The sequence below is a fragment of the Bartonella krasnovii genome (genome assembly GCF_003606345.3).
Classification (GTDB): Bacteria; Pseudomonadota; Alphaproteobacteria; order Rhizobiales; family Rhizobiaceae; genus Bartonella; species Bartonella krasnovii.
In genome coordinates this window covers 52047-75591 of the sequence record NZ_CP031844.2, presented here as the reverse complement: position 1 = coordinate 75591, position 23545 = coordinate 52047, and the positions used below count along the sequence as shown (strand labels likewise).

The window sequence follows — 23545 nt, the reverse complement described above, 5'->3', positions numbered from 1 at the left end:
TTTCTATCATTGAAATTTTTTACGCTCGTATCATTCAAACTTTGTATAATCTTTTCGTTTTTTCCGTGAAGTCATGCTTCTCTTTGTAAATTTAAAACTATAAATTAATCGTTTACGTTCACATCAGTTTTGTAAGTTATGCTATTTTGATATCATTTGCATGGAGTATACCTCTATTGTAACAAACCAGCACTATCATACTCTTTGCTAACGCTTAAGATTATAACAACCTATACATTGATATAGTTCATAAAAAATTCTTTTTTCAACCGCGTTATCCACACGTGAGCCTCTTTTATATATGCAACACAATGACTTTGATTATGCTGAAATAAAAGCTTCAGAGTCCTACAAAACGCAATTATGATAGCCGTTATCCCGTGGATACAAAGAAAAACCGTCGTTCAAAAAATTCTCTAGAATTATAAATTTACTTGTTATTATAATATTTCAATTGAAAAGTATTAATATTTAATCAAACCGCTCTAAAAAGCCATATGAAACTTAAAAAAGAGCTTAACCACTTCCTCATTGATAAGGAAGACATATTTTTTATCTATTTAAAATTAAGTCTTTCTCATAACTTTTTATTGCTAACAACTAACACACTCATACTCTAAGATTTGTGAAAAACTTTAACCTAATTTTCTATTATATTACATAAAACTTCTCACTTATTGCATCTTATATTTACATTCAAAAATATAACAAAACGATTCGTAAAAAAATAACTCTTGTTATAAAATTCTCGACGAGTTTCTAAGGATGCAAAGAATTAAGTGCTGCGTTTAGCCCTTTAAATGGTACAGTAAAAGAAAACACCTTTCCCTCTTTAAGCTTATAGGAAATACGTACTTTATTGTCCTGCTCTATTTGTTTAGTAAGAATTGGCCCTACAGGTGATTGTGCCAAACAAATTGTTTCACTACACTGCGTATAATGAATAAGAACAGGTTTTTTTACACCTTTCACAAACATTTGAATCGGAACATTTATATCAGAATTTGGCAATGTTCGAAAAAGCATCACTGCTTGTCCATTTGTCGTAGAAACAAGAGACCAACTAAAAATGGTATTTCCTTCCTGATCATGAACAGTCTGTGTCACATTACATATACCTTGCTTAAGTTTAAGCTTTTGTTTTTCATCACAAATTAAAGTCCAGTCATAAAACTGCATAATAATTCGACGTGTTTCACCTGGTTTTCCTTTAGGTATCGATAAATGCGGTGGATGAATTGTGTAAACACTATTGTTCTCATTAGCAAAGACTCCGCCCTTGCCTAGTAAGGCAAGAGCAAACAGAATCTTCACTAACACTCTTCTTTTTTTCATAATAATAATTTTTTCTATTATCATCTCAACCTCAAAGTAATCCCCGCACCTATGCCCCAATGGCCTCCAGCACTTGTAATAGATACATTCGAGCGAATATTTCCATCTTCAGAGGTATAACCAGCTCCAATAGCAAAGGCAGATTGGCTGCGCCACAAACCACTACCAAATGAGACGCTTAAAGATCCTGGTATATCATAGTAACGCAAATTAGACACCGCCAATCCAATAGCCGCAGCCTGTCTTGCCTCTTTCCGAACATCCTCAATGGCATAATTTAATGTCTCAAACTTCATATCTGTATAAGCTTTGGACTCACTAACACCATTGTTGACTATATCAGTAACATGCTCATCCGTATACTTCTTCGCATCTTCAAGCACTAACTTCATCTGTTTATCCGTATAATCATGCAATTGACCGCCCGTAACCGCTTCTTTCGAACCACTTTCAATCCGACCTTCCGCTAAATTGTCTATCAAAACAGGAGCACTGTCATCCCCTCCAACCAACGTAACTTTATTCGTCTTATGACCAGCATCATCCTTATCATAGTTAACAGCTCCGTTCGTAACCGCACTTTCAACATCCTTAACATGTTGATCTAGGCTTTCTACACGGTTCTCAACCGCTGATACTTTCTGGTTCGTCTCCCAAAGCTGACCTCCATTAACAACTTCTTTCGAACCTTCCGATACATCCCCATCCGCTACATGCGTAATCTTACTATCAGATCCATTATGACGACCATCATAGCCTTCTAATTCATCATTCCATTTCAAACTGTTCGTTGAAACATTCTTAGATACATCATTAAGGCGATCGTTAATACCAGATAAACTTCCGTTAACTCCTTCAAATGCACCAGCTACATTATCATAGCTCTTACTCTCAGAAGAACTGCCATCGCTCTTGAACTGCTTTACTTCAAAATGAGGTGCTGTCCATTCTCCTCCCTGATAGCTCGCTCCTCCTCCTAAATAAGCCGCTAACGTCTGATTCAACTGATACAACTGGTTACCCGTAATCGCTTCTGTCGAACCCGCAGAAATATCTCCATCAACAAGATGGCTCAGCTTGCTATTGTGCTTCTCTGAGCCTTTGCCATGAAGTGCTACAAAGGATTCATCCGCATCACTCCACAACAACGCATTCTGCTCAACAGTATCTGAAAGCTCATGGTGAAGCTTCATGAAAGACCGATTCACACCCGCAAAAGCAGCAGAAACACTATTATAACTCGTTTCCTCAGAACTGCCATCTTCGTTAAAGCTCAATATCGTAAAGCTTGGTGCTACCCACTGACCATTCTCAAACTCAGCTCCACCACCAAAATAGCTCGCTAACGTCTGATTCAAGGAATATAGCTGACCTCCATTCACTGCTTCTGTTGAATCTGCTGAAAGGGTCCCTGCCTTAACACCGGAGAGACTACGTTCTGCTCCATCACTATTGGCAATAGTAATTTCTGTTCCCTCTTTCTCTGCACCGATCTTGATGACCTTGCTCTCTTCATCCTGCTTGACAAGACTATCTTTAACAACTTGGCTAATTTCATTCTTAAGCTCATTATGAAGATTCGTGAAAGAACTTCCTACACCAGCAAAAGCTGCTGCAACATTATCATAGCTCTGCTCTTCAACCTTGCCACCATCTGCACTTACTGTATTAACCTTAAAGCTTGGAGCTACCCATTTGCCTTCTTTATACTCAGCTCCACCACCAAAATAAGTCGCCAGTGTATTGTTCATCGAATAAAGCTGTGAACCATTAATCGCATCCGTAGAATCTTTAGTGATGCTACCATTCGCAAGTAACGTGATCTTGCTGTTCTTCTTGTCAGCATCAGTTCCATGGATCGCTACAAAAGCATGATCTTTATCACTCCATAACAACGCATTCTGCTTAAGCGTGTCTGAAAGATCACTCGTATTTTTTGCAATCTCCTCATGAAGTGCTGTGAATGAACGATCAACACCACCAAATGCATCCGCTACACTCTGATAACTCTTATCCTGAACTGTATAAGTTGGCGCAATACCTTTCAACACGTCTGCTCCACCTCCTAAGAATTTCGAAGTATTCTCAGAAACCGTTTTAAGATCATTCGTGACTGCCGTAACATTTTGATTGGTCGCAAAAAGTTGGGAACCATTCACTGCATCTGTCGAGGTTTCTGTAAGCCCTCCTGCCTTTACACCTGTAAGGGTCCGTGATGCTCCATCAGTATTCGAAAACGTAACTTCAGTGCCGCTCTTTTCACCTCCAACGGAAATAACATGTGTCTTCTCATCTTGCTTAACAAGACTCTCTCCCACAACTTGGTTAATCTCATTCTTAAGCTCTTTATGAATATTCGTGAAAGAACTTCCTACACCAGCAAAGGCTTCCGCTACTGTCTTATAGCTCTGCTCTTCAACCTTATCGCCATTAGCATTCACTACGTTAACTTTGAAGCTTGGAGCTACCCATTTGCCTTCTTTATACTCAGCACCGCCTCCAAAATAGCTCGCTAACGTATTGTTCATCGAATAAAGTTGGGAACCATTCACTGCATCTGTCGAGGTTTCTGTAAGCCCTCCTGATTTTACGCCTGTAAGGGTCCGAGCAGCATCACCACTATTAGAAATGTTAATGCTGGTACCACCTTTTTCTGCTCCTATCTTGATAACCTTACTCTCTTCATCCTGCTTGACAAGACTATCACTCACCACATTGTTGATGTGATTATTAATATCCGTAACAGCATTCGTCACTTCATTATGAATATTCGTGAAAGAACTTCCTACACCAGCAAAGGCTTCCGCTACTGTCTTATAGCTCTGCTCTTCAACCTTATCGCCATTAGCATTCACTACGTTAACTTTGAAGCTTGGAGCTACCCATTTGCCTTCTTTATACTCAGCACCGCCTCCAAAATAGCTCGCTAACGTATTGTTCATTGAATAAAGCTGTGAACCATTTACTGCATCACTTGAATTAGTTGTAATATCCCCATCCAAAATGTGCGTAATCTTGCTAGATGTTCTGTCTTTACCTTCTCCATGTTGCGCACTAAAGGCATTAGCTTCCTTGCTCCATGATAAAGAATCCTGAGCAACGCCCTCTGAGACTTCCTTAATACGATCATTTACATTCTTGATATTTTTATCAAGCCCTGCAAAAGCTGAACCAACATCTTTAAACTCTGTCGAACTTACCTGACCATGAGTATCAACCTCTGATAATTTATAGGTTGGTCCTGTAAAGGAACCCTTCTCAAAAGATGTATCTCCACCTAAAAACTTGGCAACATCTTGAGAGATCGTGTTGATCTGACCACCTGTAACCACATCATGGGAATCCTTGGCAATATTACCATTAGCAACATTATGAAGACCAACAGGTGTAGAACCCTTACCTTTACCTAAAGTCACACTTGTATAATCAGTTTCACCACTTTCCTTCTTATCATAATGAACAACAGCTGAATCATCTGATTGAAGACTGTTAGAAAGCTTCTCCAAACTTTGATCAAGTTGCGCTTTATTAACCGCTTCATTACCATTTACTGCTGCCTTAACTCCAGAAAGCGTACGATCCTCTTTATCCTTGTTGGCAATATTGACTTCAGTACCGGCTACTTCTTTACCAATAGTAATAGGATCGGTTTCTTTTGCTTGCTTAACAAGGCTATCTCCTTCTACTTTGGTAATCGCATTATTAATCTCATTGGTAATTTTATTATAAACATTCGTAAAAGATGTACCAACACCAGCCAAAGCTTCCGCTACATTCTGATAAGTCTCATCTTTTTCCTTACCATCAGCATTAACTGTATTAACCTTAAAGCTTGGGGCTTGCCATTCCCCCTTTTCATCATAACCTGCTCCACCGCCAAAATAAGTCGCGAGGGTATTGCTCATCGAATAAAGCTGTGAACCATTAACTGCTTCGGTCGATTTTGTTGAAAGCTCACCTGCTTTAACTCCAGAAAGAACCCGCTCTATACCATCACTGTTGGCAAAACTTACCTTAGTACCGTTCGTTTCTCCACCAACGGCAATAACATGTGTCTTCTCATCTTGCTTAACAAGACTCTCTCCCACAACTTGGTTAATCTCATTCTTAAGTTCTTTATGAATATTCGTGAAAGAATTTCCAACACCTTCAAAGGCAGCTGCTACACTATCATACCTCTTCTCTTCAACCTTATCGCCATTAGCATTCACTACGTTAACTTTGAAGTTTGGAGCTGTCCATTTACCTTCTTTATACTCAGCACCGCCACCAAAATAGCTCGCAAGCGTCTGATTCAAGGAATAAAGTTGAGAACCATTCACTGCATCTGTCGAGGTTTCTGTAAGCGTTCCTGATTTTACACCTGTAAGGGTCCGCGCAGCATCACCACTATTAGCAATGTTAATGCTGGTACCACCTTTTTCCGCTCCTATCTTGATAACCTTACTCTCTTCATCCTGCTTGACAAGACTATCACTCACCACATTGTTGATGTGATTATTAATATTCGTAACAGCATTCGTCACTTCATTATGAAGATTCGTGAAAGAACTTCCAACACCTTCAAAGGCTTTCGCTACACTATCATAGCTCTGCTCTTCAACCTTATCGCCATTAGCATTCACTACGTTAACTTTGAAGTTTGGAGCTGTCCATTTACCTTCTTTATACTCAGCACCACCACCAAAATAAGTCGCCAGTGTATTGTTCATCGAATAAAGTTGTGAACCATTGATTGCATCAGTCGAGTCTTTTGTAATATCTCCGGCAGCAAGGAATTTAATTTTGCTATTTGTTTTTTCTTTTTCTCCATGTTGCGCACTAAAGGCATTAGCTTCCTTGCTCCATGATAAAGAATCTTGTGCAACGCCTTCTGAGACTTCCTTAATACGTTGATTTACATTCTTGATATTAATATCAAGCCCTGCAAAAGCAGAACCAACATCATTGAAAGAACTGTCTGTTATTTTTCCAGTACTATCCACTCTAGATAATTTATAGGTCGGCTGTGTAAAGGCTCCATTGTTAAAGGATGCTTCTCCACCTAAAAACTTTGCAACATCTTGAGAGATGGTGTTAATCTGACCTCCCGTGATTGCATCATGTGAATCCTTGGCAATATTTCCATCAGCAATATTGTGGAGAGCCGTGGCGGTTTTATCTTTCCCACCAAAAGTTACACTTCCATAATTAATGGTGCCATCCTTCTTATCATAGTGAACAACAGCTGAATCATCTGATTGAAGACGATTAATTTGGTTGGTAATCTCAGTGGTAAACTTATTCTGAACGTTTGTAAAAGAAGTACCAACACCTGCTAAAGCATCCGCTACATTGGTATAGTTCTTATCTTCAGAGTTACCATCCTCTTTTACAGTTTTAACCTTAAAGTTAGGCGCTTGCCATTTTCCTTGCTTATCATAGCCGGCACCACCACCAAAATAAGTCGCCAGTGTATTGTTCATCGAATAAAGTTGTGAACCATTGATTGCATCAGTCGAGTCTTTTGTAATATCTCCGGCAGCAAGGAATTTAATTTTGCTATTTGTTTTTTCTTTTTCTCCATGTTGCGCACTAAAGGCATTAGCTTCCTTGCTCCATGATAAAGAATCCTGTGCAACGCCTTCTGAGACTTCCTTAATACGATCATTTACATTCTTGATATTTTTATCAAGCCCTGCAAAGGCTGAACCAACATCATTGAAAGAACTGTCTGTTATTTTTCCAGTACTATCCACTCTAGATAATTTATAGGTCGGCTGTGTAAAGGCTCCATTGTTAAAGGATGCTTCTCCACCTAAAAACTTTGCAACATCTTGAGAGATGGTGTTAATCTGACCTCCCGTGATTGCATCATGTGAATCCTTGGCAATATTTCCATCAGCAATATTGTGGAGAGCCGTGGCGGTTTTATCTTTCCCACCAAAAGTTACACTTCCATAATTAATGGTGCCATCCTTCTTATCATAGTGAACAACAGCTGAATCATCTGATTGAAGACGATTAATTTGGTTGGTAATCTCAGTGGTAAACTTATTCTGAACGTTTGTAAAAGAAGTCCCTACGCCTGCTAAAGCATCCGCTACATTGGTATAGTTCTTATCTTCAGAGTTACCATCCTCTTTTACAGTTTTAACCTTAAAGTTAGGCGCTTGCCATTTTCCTTGCTTATCATAGCCGGCACCACCACCAAAATAAGTCGCCAGTGTATTGTTCATTGAATAAAGCTGTGAACCATTGATTGCATCAGTCGAGTCTTTTGCAATATCTCCGGCAGCAAGGAACTTAATTTTGCTATTCGTTTTTGCTCCTGCTCCATGTTGCGCACTAAAGGCATTAGCTTCCTTGCTCCATGATAAAGAATCCTGTGCAACGCCTTCTGAGACTTCCTTAATACGATCATTTACATTCTTGATATTAATATCAAGCCCTGCAATTGCTGTTCCAACACTGTCAAGAGAATTTTCTGTTACAACGCCATCCTTGGTAATGTATGATAATTTATAAGTTGGACCTGTAAAAGCTCCATTGTTAAAAGCTGCATTTCCACCCAAGAATTTGGCTATATCTTCACCAATTTTATAAATCTGTCCGCCAGTGACTGCATCATGCGACTTATCTGAAATAATACCATTCGCAACATTGTGGAGAGACGTAGGAGTCTTATCTTTACCACCAAAAGTTACACTTCCATAATTAATGGTGCCATCCTTCTTATCATAGTGAACAACCGCTGAATCATCTGATTGAAGATGATTAATTTGGTTGGTAATCTCATTGGTAAACTTATTCTGAACATTCGTGAAAGAAGTCCCCACGCCTGCTAAAGCATCCGCTACATTGGTATAGTTCTTATCTTCAGAGCTACCATCCTTTTTAACAGTTTTAACCTTAAAGCTAGGCGCTTGCCAGTTGCCTTGCGCATCATAACCAGCACCACCACCAAAATAAGTCGCAAGATGCTTATTCATCGAATAGAGTTGTCCACCCGTGACTGCATCTGTAGAACCAGAAGCAATATCACCATCCAAAAGATGCGTAATCTTACTCTTTGTTTTTTCACCATTCTTCTTATGATCGGCAACAAATGCATTATCAGTATTGCTCCATAATAAGGCATCACCCTGAACTTGTTGCGTAATATTACCGACTGCTTCTGCTAATTTATCTTCTACTTTCTTGATGTTTGTATCAAGCTGAGCCTTGTTAACGGCTTCATTATCTTTTGCTGCTTCCTTAACACCTGAAAGCGTACGTGCCTCACCATTTTTATTGGCAATATCAATTGCACCGCCCTCTTTTTCTGCTCCTATCTTGATAAGACCTGTATCATCCTGCTTGACAAGGCTATCACTAACAATATTGGAGATTTGGTTATTCACTTCATTATGAATATCTGTAATAGAAGTGCTCATACCTGCAAAGGCATCCGCAACATTATCATAGGCAATCTCTTCAACTTCATTACTATCCTTTTTAACGGTTTTAACCTTAAAGCTTGGAGCTACCCATTTGCCATCCTTATATTCAGCACCACCACCAAAATAAGTCGCAAGTGTATTGTTCATTGAATAAAGCTGTGAACCATTGATTGCATCAGTCGAGTCTTTTGCAATATCTCCGGCAGCAAGGAACTTAATTTTGCTATTCGTTTTTGCTCCTGCTCCATGTTGCGCACTAAAGGCATTAGCTTCCTTGCTCCATGATAAAGAATCCTGTGCAACGCCCTCTGAGACTTCCTTAATACGATCATTTACATTCTTGATATTAATATCAAGCCCTGCAATTGCTGTTCCAACACTGTCAAGAGAATTTTCTGTTACAACGCCATCCTTGGTAATGTACGATAATTTATAAGTTGGACCTGTAAAAGCTCCATTGTTAAAAGCTGCACTTCCACCCAAGAATTTTGCTATATCTTCACCAATTTTATAAATCTGTCCGCCAGTGACTGCATCATGCGACTTATCTGAAATAATACCATTCGCAACATTGTGGAGAGACGTAGGAGTCTTATCTTTACCACCAAAAGTTACACTTCCATAATTAATGGTGCCATCCTTCTTATCATAGTGAACAACCGCTGAATCATCTGATTGAAGATGATTAATTTGGTTGGTAATCTCATTGGTAAACTTATTCTGAACATTCGTGAAAGAAGTCCCCACGCCTGCTAAAGCATCCGCTACATTGGTATAGTTCTTATCTTCAGAGCTACCATCCTTTTTAACAGTTTTAACCTTAAAGCTAGGCGCTTGCCAGTTGCCTTGCGCATCATAACCAGCACCACCACCAAAATAAGTCGCAAGATGCTTATTCATCGAATAGAGTTGTCCACCCGTGACTGCATCTGTAGAACCAGAAGCAATATCACCATCCAAAAGATGCGTAATCTTACTCTTTGTTTTTTCACCATTCTTCTTATGATCGGCAACAAATGCATTATCAGTATTGCTCCATAATAAGGCATCACCCTGAACTTGTTGCGTAATATTACCGACTGCTTCTGCTAATTTATCTTCTACTTTCTTGATGTTTGTATCAAGCTGAGCCTTGTTAACGGCTTCATTATCTTTTGCTGCTTCCTTAACACCTGAAAGCGTACGTGCCTCATTCATGTTGTTGGCAATATTGATTTCATCGCCTGCTACTTCTTTACCAATCGTGATGAGATTTGTTTCTTTATTTTTCTTAATAAGGCTTTCACCTTGTATATTGGTAATGGCATTATTAATCTGGTTGGTAATCTCCTGGCTAAATTTATTCTGAACGTTTGTAAAAGAAGTACCAACTCCTTCAAAAGCCTCCGCTACACTTGTATAGCTTTGTTCATCTTCCTTGCCATCAGAGTTAACAGTTTTGACCTTAAAGTTAGGTGCTTTCCAGTTGCCATTCTCATAACCAGCATCGCCACCGAAAGACTTCGCGACATTATTACCTAAAGTGTAAAGCTGGGAGCCATTGATTGCATCGGTAGAGGTAGCGTTAATATCACCTTGTGCGAGAGAGATGATCTTGCTTGCGGTTTTTTCTTTACCTTCTTCATCTCCAGCCTTTTTATGGTTGGCAACAAAGGCTCCGGCATCATCACTCCATAACAAGGAATCTTCTTGAACCGTTTTTACAACATCTTCTACTTTTTTATCAAAAAGGTTGAGAACATTTTCAAAGCTTTGACCAATGCTTTCAAGCGCAGATGCAACAGTTTGATAGCCATCTTTGGTTATATTTCCATCAGCATCAACACCATTAGAATAATAACCGCCGCTTACAACAGCCCCATCTTCTTCATTGATAGATACAGTATCACTACCAAGAGTAGCAGCAATCGAATTAGCAAGAATATAAAGCTGTGAGCCATTGATTGCATCTTTTGAACCTTGAAAAATTTTTCCATTTGCAACAGCTGTGATTATTTTTTCTCCAGCATTAATACCTTCAGTCGTTATTTGTGGACCATTCGCAATTTTCAAGCCTGTTGTGTTTAGAGTATTAGATCCTACTGTTATGCTATCCAGTGTGAGATCCTTTGCTAAATCAAACTTTACCTTGTTGTCGCTTTCGCTTTTGGTAATGGTAAGGTTGTTGCTTCCTGCTGCAAAATCTACCGTATCATCTATTCCCACAGCTTTAGCATTTTTACCATTAACAGAGAGTTTCCAACCTTTGTCCACATAGCTCCGTAAGGATTTCAACTGCACAACATTCACCGCATCAGTATCTCTACTACCCGCTGCTACCCCTGTAATTTGCCGTGAATACTTATTAGTATGATCACCAACACTAACGGAACCTAATGCACTCCTCCATTCATAACTTATACTCTCTGATACTCCATCTCTCAAAGGATCATAACCCCAAATACCACCACCATCATCCGCTACAGAACCCGCCCCTAGAGCAACTCCTGCGTTCCCTGTTGCTTGTGATCTCGTCCCCAAAGCTATAGCGTTAACATTAGACGCAGATGCTCCAGAGCCTATAGCAATTGAAGATACCCCTTCAGCGGTAGGTTCTTTAAATTCGCCTCCAACGTAAATTTTCCACCCTCTGGTCGATTCTTTTAACTGCGCAAAATTTACAGCGTCGGTGCTTTCAGTACCAGCTTTTACACCGGAAAGGATTCGTGCTTCGTTTACATTGTTGGTAATATCAATTTTATCACCATCGGTTTCCTTACCAATGGTGATGTATTTTGTATTGGAATCTTGTTTAACAAAGCTATTAGCAGCTACTTGCTCTGTGACTTCTGTTTGAATTTTCTTCAGCTGTCCAAAATTCACGGCATCGGTTTCTTCAGTACCAGCCTTCACACCAGAAAGAGTCCGAGCACCACCTTCTTTATTGGTAATATCGATTTTATCACCGTCTGTTTCCTTACCAATAGTGATATGTTTTGTGTCGGTATCTTGTTTTACGAAACTATTGGCCGCAACTTGCTTTTCTACTTGTTCTTGAACTTCTTGCTTGGCTTTGTTCAATTGTCCAAAATTTACAGCATCAGTCGTATCAGTAGCATCTGCTACATTGGTTATCTTTTTACTGCCTGCATCGATACCAGTCGCCATTATTTTCGGGCCATTCGCAATGATTAAGCCCGTGGCATCTAAAGTTATTGGACTTACTGCATCTTTTTCACCATCTGGTACAGTTCCCTCCCCTAGTTTTATGCTATTTAACGCGAGATCCTTTGCTAAATCAAATGTTACCTTACTGCCGTTTTCAGTTTTATCGTTTTTGATCTTTAAATTTTCACTTCCAGCTGTCAAAGCTAATGTATCACCTGTACCAATAGCTGTCTTCTCTTCTGCGTCATTAACAGACAGATCCCAACTTCCTTGTTTTTTGATCATTGATCTTAAGGCTTTTAACTGCGCAACATTCACTGCATCATAATCGTCCGTACCAGCGGCAACATTTATAATCTGCCTACTAGTATAGTCGCCACCAATACTGAGTGAGCCATAGCTAGACTTCCATACTCTATTATCCGAAGTTGATTCTTTTCCAGTCCTAGGATCATAGCCATGACGCCCAGCTTCAAAAGTACTATAAGAATAAGCACCCAAAGCAATACCAGAAACAGAATTCACTCTTGCTCCATAACCAACAGCAACTCCCCAAGTAGACTTGCTGTTAACTTCAGCTCTCATACCTATGCCTATTCCATATTGAGCCTTGACTGTTGGATACACTTTCAATTCTAGCTCATCAGAAAGTGGTCCTATTACAACAGATCCTTTAGCGGAAAAATTTTTAGGAGCGCCTACTCTTACCCTGTCACCATCCCATGAAGCCAACGCATCTTTCGACGACATCAAATCTTTTAATTCTTGCAACTGTGAAAAATTCACCGCATCGTTTTTCGTAGTACCATCTGCCACATTGGTTATCTTTTTATTCCATACATCAATACCGTCCTTCACTATTTTCGGACCATCCTTGATGATTAAGCCTGTGTCATCAAAAGTATTTGCACCTGCTGTTACTTTATTGAGTGTGAGATCCTTTGCTAAATCAAACTTTATATTATTGTCATCTTCGCCTTTGGTAATATTAAGGTTGTTACTTCCAGCTGAAAAATCTACTGTATCGCCTATCCCTACAACTCTAGCATTTTTACCATCAACAGAGAGTTTCCAGCTTCTATCTACGTACTCCTGCAACGCCTTTAACTGCGCCACATTTACTGCATCAGTATACTCCGTGCCAGCTGCTACTTTTGTAATCTGTCTTGTTCTGTCTAAAGTACCAACACTAACTGCACCTCGTCTAGCTTGCCATGCAGAATCCGTACTAGTTGATGCCTTCTTCAAGCGAGGTTCATAACCAAAAATACCAGCAGCTGTATCCGCTACAGAAGAATCGCCCAAAGCAACTCCCCCATCAACCTTCACTTCAGAACCGGCACCTAAAGCGATACTTCCCAGTGCATTGGCCTTTGCCATGCGGCCTATAGCCACGCTATCTTCTTTTGTTGCCTGTGCCTGATCACCCATAGTGATCGCAAATTTTCCTGTTGATTGTGCCTTATGACCAATAGCAACACTTATTTCCCCTGCTGCATTTGCAAGCCCACCTAAAGCAACAGCAGAATCTCCCTTTGTTTCTGATCCTACACCTATAGCAATGCTTACCTTTCCAGCTGCAAGCGCCGCAACACCAAAAGCTTGTGACCCTCCCGTAAGGGCTGTTGCATTTGCACCAAATGCTGTTGAATAACTCCCCTGTGCCGCAGATCCACAACCGGTGGCAAAAGAATAAACACCAAAAGCCTCAGGCAATATATTCGTATCACCACCAGTCAAACCTCCCATATAACCAATGTTTCCACTGGTGTGCCCATTACCAGTCCAAGTTTGTTTCTGATCGCTCTGACTATAAGGAGAAAAATTTCCAAACTTTACTTCTTCGAGAAATCTCCGATATTCTTCTTCTGCAGTTATTTTCTTCCCACCACGACCAGCGGTTCCTCCCCGACCAATAACATTATCCGCACCGCAATAATCATCATCACCAGAAAAAACAATACTGCCATGACTACCTTTAGAATATCTTACCGCTGGAGAGTTTTCACTTAAAATATTTGCTCCTGTTATCGCAAGATTCGAAGCAAATACAGATGAAATATTTGATAAAGATATAGCCGCCACGGCTAATAAAGAAACTCTAACAAAAGAAAAACGAGAAACTTTCAAATTACTCGCTTTTTGTGTGGCATGCAATTTTTGCATAACAAACTCTCCAATGAAAAAAAATCTGAAACCACATTCAAGACATAAAAAAGACATATTTTGCTGCTATCTATTTACTCAGATGAAATTGAGAGGAAGATATTTGGGCGTTTTGAGTCTTTAGATGTGTTTTATGTGTACTTTCTGTAATAACGTCTAAATGCGGAGATATGTTTATATGAACATAAAAAGAGCTTATTTAGACTTTAAAAGGTTTAAATTTACGGTTTATTGTCTAACCTTTGAGGAAGGTGTTTGGTTTTTTTAAATATTAAGAGCATTTTACTTATTAAATATCTGATTACTTAATGAAAGTTTTGGTAGTATTTTTGTTTTATTTCATTAAAGAATAATACCATTTGCTCTCTTAAGTTAGAGTGTTATATTTTTAAAATGCCTTAATGTTCTTGAAATACTTATTTTTGCTAGAACATATTTTTATTCAGCGTAATGCAGAGACGTGAATTTGGCTCTTTGATGTATCTCCAACTTTTACGCATTACTTCCCCCCTTTTGAATTGTTATTTGATCAAAATGAGTCTTACTAAGGTACTTTATGAGTCATATTCTCTCTATAATAAAATAGCAACAAAAAAATAAAACTTTTTATCAATTTGAATATATTTACAGAACTGTGTGATCTTTTTTCAACAATTTAAGTAAGATACTTTAGAAAAATAATGAGAATTCATAAATAATTATGTTGCGTTATAAAGCTTATTGTAAAGATAAAATGTTTTTAACTTTTCATACAAGAAAATATAGTCTCAAAACCCATCAAAAAACTTAACGACTTTCTATCAATTCAGTTTCACTCTTAAACCTGCTCCTATGCCCCAATGTCCACCAGAGCTCGTAGCTGATATATTCGATCGGATCTTCCCATTTTCAGACATGTAACCTGCTCCAATGGCAAATGCGTATTGATTGCGCCATACCCCCGTCCCAATCGATAAACTTAAAGAGCCTGGTGTATCTTCATAACTCAAATTCGATACCGCTAAACCTACCGCTGCTGCCTCTTTGGATTCTTTGCGAATCTCCTTAATTTCATACCTTAACGCTTCAAACTTTATATCTGTGTAAGATTTTGTCTCATTAACAACATTATTGACCGTATTATTAACAATATCGTTAAAGCGCTCATCCGTATATCTCTTTGCATTAGAAAGAACAAGATTCATTTGCTGATCTGTATAATCGTATAACTGACCGCCTGTAACAGCTTCTTTTGAACCACTTTCAATACGGCCATCCGCTACATTGTCTATCAATACGGGATCACTCTCACTCATACCAATTAATGTCACTTTATTTTTTTTCTTGCCATCATTCCCTTTATCATACTTAACAGCAATATCTGCCACACTAGCAATATCTTTTACTTGTTTATCAAGCCTATTGACATGACTTTTAACCTCTTTAACTTTCTTATTCGTCTGCCAAAGTTGACTACCATTAACGGCCTCTTTCGAGCCTTCTGATATTTCACCATCCGCTACATGCTTAATCTTACTGTCTTGACCTTCATGGCGCGCATCAAAAGCTTTCTCTGTCTCACTCCAATTTAGACCACTCGAGAAAATACTCTGCTCAACATCATGAATACGATTGTTGATCTTTATCATGCTTTCGTTAACACCTTCAAAGGCAGATGCAACATTGGTATAGTTCTCCCTTTTACTGACCACACTATCAGCAGTAAATTGTGCAACCTTAAAGCTTGGCGCGAGCCACTTTCCATCCTTGTATTCCGCATCCCCACTAAAATATCTAGTAAGTACATTGATTACTGAATAAAGCTGCGAACCATTGATCGCTTCCGTAGATTCTGCTGCAAGAAGCCCAGCTTTTACACCAGAAAGGCTACGTACACCATTCATACTATTTGCAACATTAATTTCACTCCCGTCCTTCTCTCCACCAATCGTGATACGCTTTGTCTTTTCATCCTGCTTAACAAGACTATCTCCCACAACTTGGTTAATCTCATTCTTAAGCTCTTTATGAATATTCGTGAAAGAACTTCCTACACCAGCAAAGGCTTCCGCTACTGTCTTATAGCTCTGCTCTTCAACCTTGCTGCCATCAGCACTCACTGTATAAACCTTGAAGTTTGGAGATATCCATTTGCCTTCTTTATATTCAGCACCGCCCCCAAAATAGCTCGCTAACGTATTGTTCATCAAATAAAGTTGAGAACCATTCACTGCATCACTTGAATTAGTTGTAATATCTCCACCCAAAATGTGCGTAATCTTGCTATCCTTTTTTCCATGAAGTGCAACAAAAGCATTAGCTTCCTTGCTCCATGATAAAGAATCTTGTGCAACGCCTTCTGAGACTTCTCTAATACGTTGATTTACATTTTTAATATTTTCATCAAGACCAACAAAAGCAGAGCCAACATCATTGAAGGTATTGTCTGCTATTTTACCAGTACTATCCACACTAGATAATTTATAGGTCGGCTGTGTAAAAGCTCCATTGTTAAAAGCTGCATTTCCACCCAAGAATTTGGCTATATCTTCACCAATTTTATAAATCTGTCCGCCAGTGACTGCATCATGCGACTTATCTGAAATAATACCATTCGCAACATTGTGGAGAGACGTAGGAGTCTTATCTTTACCACCAAAAGTTACACTTCCATAATTAATGGTGCCATCCTTCTTATCATAGTGAATAACAGCTGAATCATCTGATTGAAGATAATTAATTTGGTTGGTAATCTCATTGGTAAACTTATTCTGCACATTCGTGAAAGAAGTCCCCACTCCTGCTAAAGCATCCGCTACATTGGTATAGTTCTTATCTTCAGAGTTACCATCCTTTTTAACAGTTTTAACCTTAAAGCTAGGCGCTTGCCATTTTCCTTCCGTATCATAACCAGCACCACCACCTAAATAGCTCGCAAGCTGCTCATTCATCAAATAGAGTTGTCCACCCGTAACTGCATCTGTAGAGCCAGAAGCAATATCGCCATCCAAAAGATGCGTAATCTTACTTTTTGTTTTTTCACCATCCTTCTTATGATCGGCAACAAATGCATTATCAGTATTACTCCATAATAAAGCATCACCCTGAACTTGTTGCGTAATATTCGTTATGTTTTGAGTAAATTCGTTGAACTTATTCGTTATATCGTTGGTAACTTTATTCTGGACATTTGTGATAGAAGTACCAACACCTTCAAAAGCTTCTGCTACATTCTGATAAGTTTTCTCCTCTTCCTTGCCTTTATCGTTAACAGTTGTAACTGTAAAAATTGGATCACTCCATACGCCATCTCTATAACCAGCACCGCCACCTAAATATTTTGCAACAGTCTTATTTGTCTCGAAAAGCTGACTGCCCGTAACTGCATCTGTTGACCCGTGAGAAACAGTCCCATCTAAAAGAGACGTTAGCTTGCTATTGCTCTTTGCACCATCTTCACCATGAACCGCAACAAACGCCCCTTTCTTCTTGCTCCAACTCAAAGAATCCTGTGCAACGCCTTCTGATACTTCTTTAATACGTTGATTTACATTCTTAATATTTTCATCAAGACCTTCAAAGGCTGAACCAACATCATTAAAGGACTTATTTGTCACCTTATCTTCTTTAGAAATTTCAGATAGTATATAGGTTGGACCCGTAAAGGCTCCATTGCTAAAAGCTGCATTTCCACCCAAGAATTTGGCTATATCTTCACCAATTTTATAAATCTGTCCGCCAGTGATCGCATCATGCGACTTATCAGCAATAATACCATCAGCAACATTGTGGAGAGTAGTGAAACCTCTATCCTTACCACCTAAAGTGACACTCGTATAATCAATTCCTCCCTCTGCCTTTTTATCATAATGAACAACAGCAGAATCATCTGACTGAAGACTTCTAGAAAAATCTTTCAACCCTTTATCAAATTGCTCTTTATTAACTGCTTCATTATTGTTTATTGCTGCCTTTACACCGGAAAGCGTCCGATCCTTACCGCTTGTATTGGTGATATTGATTTCACTACCTTCTTTTTCTTTACCAATGTTGATAAGATTTTCCTCTTCATTCCATTTAACAAGATTCTTATTTTCTAATTTGTTAATCACACTACTAATCTGTTCAGTCACTTTATTCTGAACATTCGTCAGAGAAATACCAACACCTTCAAAAGCTTCCGCTACATCTGGATAAGTCTTATCTTCTTCCTTGCCATCAGAGTTAACAGTTTTGACCTTAAAGTTAGGTGCTTTCCAATTGCCTTCCGCATCATAACCAGCACCTTTATCCAAATAGGTCGCAAATGTATTGCTCGTAGAATAAAGCTGTTTACCGGTAATAGCATCTGTTGAATCTTTAGAGATAGCACCATCTAAAAGAAAGGTAATTTTGCTATTTTCTTGTGCTCCCGTTGTTTTTTCTTGTTCTTCTGCTTTCTTTTTATGAAGTGCAGCAAATGCCTGAGCTTCATCGTTCCATAATAAAGCATCTCCTGTAACTTGTTGCGTAATATTCGTTATGTTTTGATTAAGTTCGCTGAACTTATTCTTGATATCATTGGTAACTTTATTCTGAACATTCATGATAGACGTACTAACCCCTACGAAAGCAGCAGCAACATCCGTATAAGCTTCATCTTTTTTATTGCCTTGATCATCAACAGTTTGAACCTTAAATGTTGGATCACTCCATTTACCGTCTTTATAACTAGCGCCACCACCTAAATAAGTAGCAACTTTATTATTTGTCTCAAAAAGCTGTGAACCAGTGACAGCTTCATTTGAATCTTCTAAGAGTGCGGCTTCCTTTATACCCGTAAGAGTACGCTTATCACCATTCTTGTTAGCAATATCAACTTTATCACCACCTATATCCTTACCAATAGTGATGTGTTGCGTTCCTTTCTCTTGTTGTACAAGACTTTCACTCACCACGTTTTTAATTTGATTTTCGACATTCGTGATAGAGTTATTTACATTGGTAATTTGTTGCTTGACCTCTGTAAAAGAACTGCTCACACCAGAAAAAGCACTCGCAACGTCATGATAAGATTTGTCTTCAAAAGTATAAGTAGGTGCCTTACCATTCAGTACATTAGCATCACCACCCAAATATTGTGATGTATTATTCGCTATTGTTGATAGATTTGTTTGAACTCCTGCCACACTTATCTGTATCTCAGAAAAGTTATTCTTAAGAGTTGTAACATCATTATTTGTCTCAAAAAGCTGTGAACCGGTAACAGCTTCATTTGACTCCGCTGAGAGTGCGGCTTCCTTTATACCTGTAAGAGTACGCTGTTCATTTTTGTTATTGGCAATATCGATTTTATCACCATCTGTATCTTTACCAATGGTGATGTGTTGTGTATCAGCATTTTGTTTTACGAAGCTACTAGAAGCTACTTGTTCTTTGACATCTTTTTCAATTTGCTTCAGTTGTGCAAAATTCACCGCATCGGTATCGTTTGCACCTTCTGCTACGCCTGTTATCTTTTTATTGCCAGCATCGATACCAACCGTCATTACTTTCGGACCATTTGCAATGATTAAACCCGTTTTATCTAAAGTATTTTCACCTGCTTTTACGCTCTCCAGCGTAATGTCATGCGCTAAATCAAATGTTACCTTCTTTTCTTTATCATCGCTTGTAATAATGAGATTGCTATTTTCAGCTGCCAAAATTAATGTATCGCCCGGATCAACAACTGTCTTCTTATCACCAACACTAAGATTCCAACTTCCTTGTTCTGTGATCATTGATCTTAAGGCTTTTAACTGGCCAACATTCACTGCATCGTCATCTTCACTACCAGCCGCTACATGTATAATCTGCCTTGTTGCGGTATTAGAATGACCAACACTAACCGCACTATGGGCACCCCTCCATACTCCATCGAAAGGGTTGTTAGGGTCCATCACTGAGGGTTTTCCAGTTCTAGGATCATAGCCTCTCACGTTATTAACACGATCAGCTGAAGAAAAAGCACCTAAAGCAACACCATCCTCAGCACGCACCTCTGAGTTATGACCAATAGAAATCCCACTCTTAGCTTTTTCTTTAACCCGAGCCCCTGAACCTATGGCTATTCCGTAATCAGCGAATACGGATGTCTCGTGAACCTCCAATGTTCGTCCTATTGCAACAGCTCCTTTGCGTTCAGCTCTATCATTTAGAACACCTATTCTTACTGTGTCTTTATTCCACTCAGACAATTGATCTTTTGACGTCGATGTTGATATCGCATCTTTTAACTGCGCAAAATTTACCGCATCGGTATTCTCTGTACCCTTTTGTACACCTGTTATTTTTTTATTTCCTGCATTAATACCAGTAGTGGTGACTTGAGGACCATTCTTGATAATTAAGCCTGTTTTGTCTAAAGTGTTATCCCCTAGTTTTATGCTATCCAGCGTAATGTCCTTTGCCAGATCAAATGTCACCTTATTGTCGTCTTTACCTTTGGTAATGTTCAGATTTTTACTCAATGCAGAAAAGTCTACAGTATCACCCATAAGAATAGCTTTGGTATTTTTATCACCAACAGATAAATTCCAACCTTTATTTACGTTATCTTGTAGCTCCTTTAACTGCACAAAATTCACCGCATCGGTATTCTCTGTACCCTTTTGTACACCTGTTATTTTTTTATTTCCTGCGAAAATGCCAGCCGTCGTCATCCTCGGACCATCTTTAATGGTTAAGCCTGTTTTATCTAAGGTGTTATCCCCTAGTTTTATGCTATCCAGTGTAATGTCATGCGCTAAATCAAATGTTACCTTTTTTTCTTTATCATCGCTTGTAATGATGAGATTGCTATTTTTAGCTGCCAAAGTTAATGTATTGCCCGGACCAACAATTGTCTTTTTATCACCAACACTAAGATTCCAACTTCCTTGTTCTGTGATCATTGATCTTAAGGCTTTTAACTGGCCAACATTTACTGCATCGTCATCTTCACTACCTGCAGCTACATGCATAATCTGCCTTGTTGAGATATTAGAAGCACCAACACTAACCGCACCATAGGTATTCTCCCATACTCCATCGAAAGGATTTTTAGGGTCTCTTACTGAAGTTTTTCCAGTTCTAGGATCATAGCCTCTCACATACTTAGCACGATCAGCTATAGAAAAAGCACCTAAAGCAACACCAGCTTCAGTACGCACCTCTGAATTACGACCAAAAGAAATCGCATCCTTAGCGTTTTCTTTAACCCGAGCTCCCGAACCTATGGCTATTCCATAATCCGCTAATACGGATGTCTCGTGTGACTCCAATGTCCGTCCTATTGCAACAGCTCCTTTGCGTTCAGCCTTATTACCTGGAACACCTATTCTTACTTTGTCTTTATTCCACTCAGACAAGCCGTCTTTTGACGTTGATGTTGATATCGAATCTTTTAACTCTTTTAACTGCGCAAAATTCACCGCATCAGTCTCATCAGTGCCTTTTTTTACACCTGTTATCTTTTTATTGCCTACATTAACACCAGTAGTGGTGATTTGAGGACCATCTTTGATGATTAAGCCTGTTTTGTCTAAAGTATTTTCACCTGTTTTTACACTTTCCAGTGTAATGTCCTTTGCCAGATCAAATGTTACCTTATTGTCGTCTTTACCTTTGGTAATGTTCAAATTTTTACTCAATGCAGAAAAATCTACAGTATCACCCATAAGAACAGTTTTAGTATTTTCATCACCAACAGATAAACTCCAACCTTTATTTACGTTATCTTGCAATCCTTTTAACTGCGCAAAATTCACCGCATCAGTCTCATCAGTACCCTCTATTACACCTGTTATCTTTTTATTTCCTGCAGAAATACCAGTAGTCGTTATCTTCGGACCGTCTTTAACGATTAAACCCGTTGCATCTAAAGTTACGAAATTCACTGCTTCTGCTAAATCTTCTCCACCCAATTTTACACTATCCAGTGTAATGTCCTTTGCCAGATCAAATGTTACCTTCTTGTCTCTGGTATCGCTTGTAATCTTGAAATTGTTACTGCCGGTTTTTAACTCTAACTTTTCACCTGAACCAATAACTGTGTTCTCTGCACCAGCAACAACAAGATCCCAACTTCCTTGTTCTGTGATCATTGCTCTTAACGCTTTTAATTGTGCAACATTCACTGCATCAGTATCTTCACTACCAGATGCTACTCCTGTAATTTGTCGTGTTATGTTTTCCTTAGGATTACCAATACTTAAAGCACCTACAGAACTCTTCCATGTCGCACTTTTATCTTTTGATGGCGCATCCTCCATAGGATTATACCCCAAAATGCCATCTCCAACATCAGCAACAGAACCATAACCCAAGGCAATACCTTTTGAAACAGATGCAACCGCACTTGCACCAACAACAACTGAATAATCCTGAGAACCGACAGCATGAGAACCTATAGCAATTGCTTGTATACCCATTGCTAAGGCTGAATTGTTTTGCTTCTCTCCCTTAGTGCCACTGCCTATGGCAATAGATTCCTCACCCTGAGCACTAGATCTTGTCCCTATAGCAATACTACGTTCACCGCTTGCAGTTGCCAGCCCACCCAAAGCAACCCCAGCATCTCCTGACGCTTCTGACCCCACACCAATAGCAACTGTTACCTTCCCACTTGCAAGTGCAGCAACACCAAAGGCTTGCGACCCCCCAGTCCGTGCCGTTGCATTAGCACCAAATGCAACGGAATAATTCCCCAGCGCAGCAGAACCACAACCCGTTGCAAAAGAATAAATACCATAAGCCTCAGGCATGATATTTTGATCACCACCCGTCGAATCTTTCCCCATATAACCAATGTTGCCAGTTGTCTTCCCATCACCAGTCCATTTTTGTTTCTCTGAACTCTGACTATAAGGAGAAAAACCATTTATTATTCTGTATTCAAGAAATCTCCGATATTCTTCTTCCACAGTTATTGCAGTTGCAGTACGTACAGTAGTGCCTCCACGACCAATAACATTATCCGCACCGCAGTAATCATCATCACCAGAAAAAACAATACTACCATGACTCCCTTTAGGATAATGTACATCTGGAGAATTTTGACTCAAATTCTTTGCAGCTGTAATAGCAAGATTAGAAGCTGCTACAGGCAATATACTCGATAAAAGCATGGCCATTGCAGTTCCAAATGAAAGCTTTGTAGAAAAAGATAAAGACTGAGAAACGGGTGAAGAATCCCACTTATTCTTCTTTAGTATGACAGATAATTCTTTCATCACAAGTGCCTCAATGAAAAAAAATCAAATCAAATATATTTATGACATAAAAAAAACATATTTCAATTTTTAATATGTAAATTTTTCTTTAATAATAATATTAAGAATTATTGGGAAAGCTTATTTTTGCACGAAGCCATAATAAAAAATCCACTTTAAAGAAAGTTGGAAGGTTTTTGGGCAGTTTTACTTTTGTGATGATATGTTATTTTGACAATAAACTCATTTAAGTAAATTTGTAGAAGCATATTTTCTGCTAGGTTG

Annotated in this window: 3 protein-coding genes; all 3 read right to left on the bottom strand. The window is 38.9% G+C overall.

Going from position 1 to position 23545, the window contains the following annotated elements; genetic code table 11:
* Positions 1–759: 759 nt before the first annotated feature.
* The 3 genes from D1092_RS00225 to D1092_RS09385 all read right to left on the bottom strand — a co-directional run bounded on the left by D1092_RS00225 (position 760) and on the right by D1092_RS09385 (position 23281).
* A complete protein-coding gene (locus D1092_RS00225) occupies positions 760–1359 on the bottom strand; it encodes an invasion associated locus B family protein (protein WP_120121654.1) in 600 nt (199 codons plus the stop codon).
* Positions 1356–14069: a Vomp family autotransporter gene (locus tag D1092_RS00220; protein ID WP_167309289.1), complete on the bottom strand. Its 12714-nt coding sequence runs from the start codon at positions 14067–14069 to the stop codon at positions 1356–1358. Before D1092_RS00220 ends, D1092_RS00225 begins: the two co-directional genes overlap by 4 nt.
* Positions 14070–14869: 800 nt before the next feature.
* Positions 14870–23281, bottom strand: coding sequence for a Vomp family autotransporter (locus tag D1092_RS09385; protein ID WP_167309288.1), 8412 nt, complete (start codon positions 23279–23281; stop codon positions 14870–14872).
* Positions 23282–23545 lie beyond the last annotated feature (264 nt).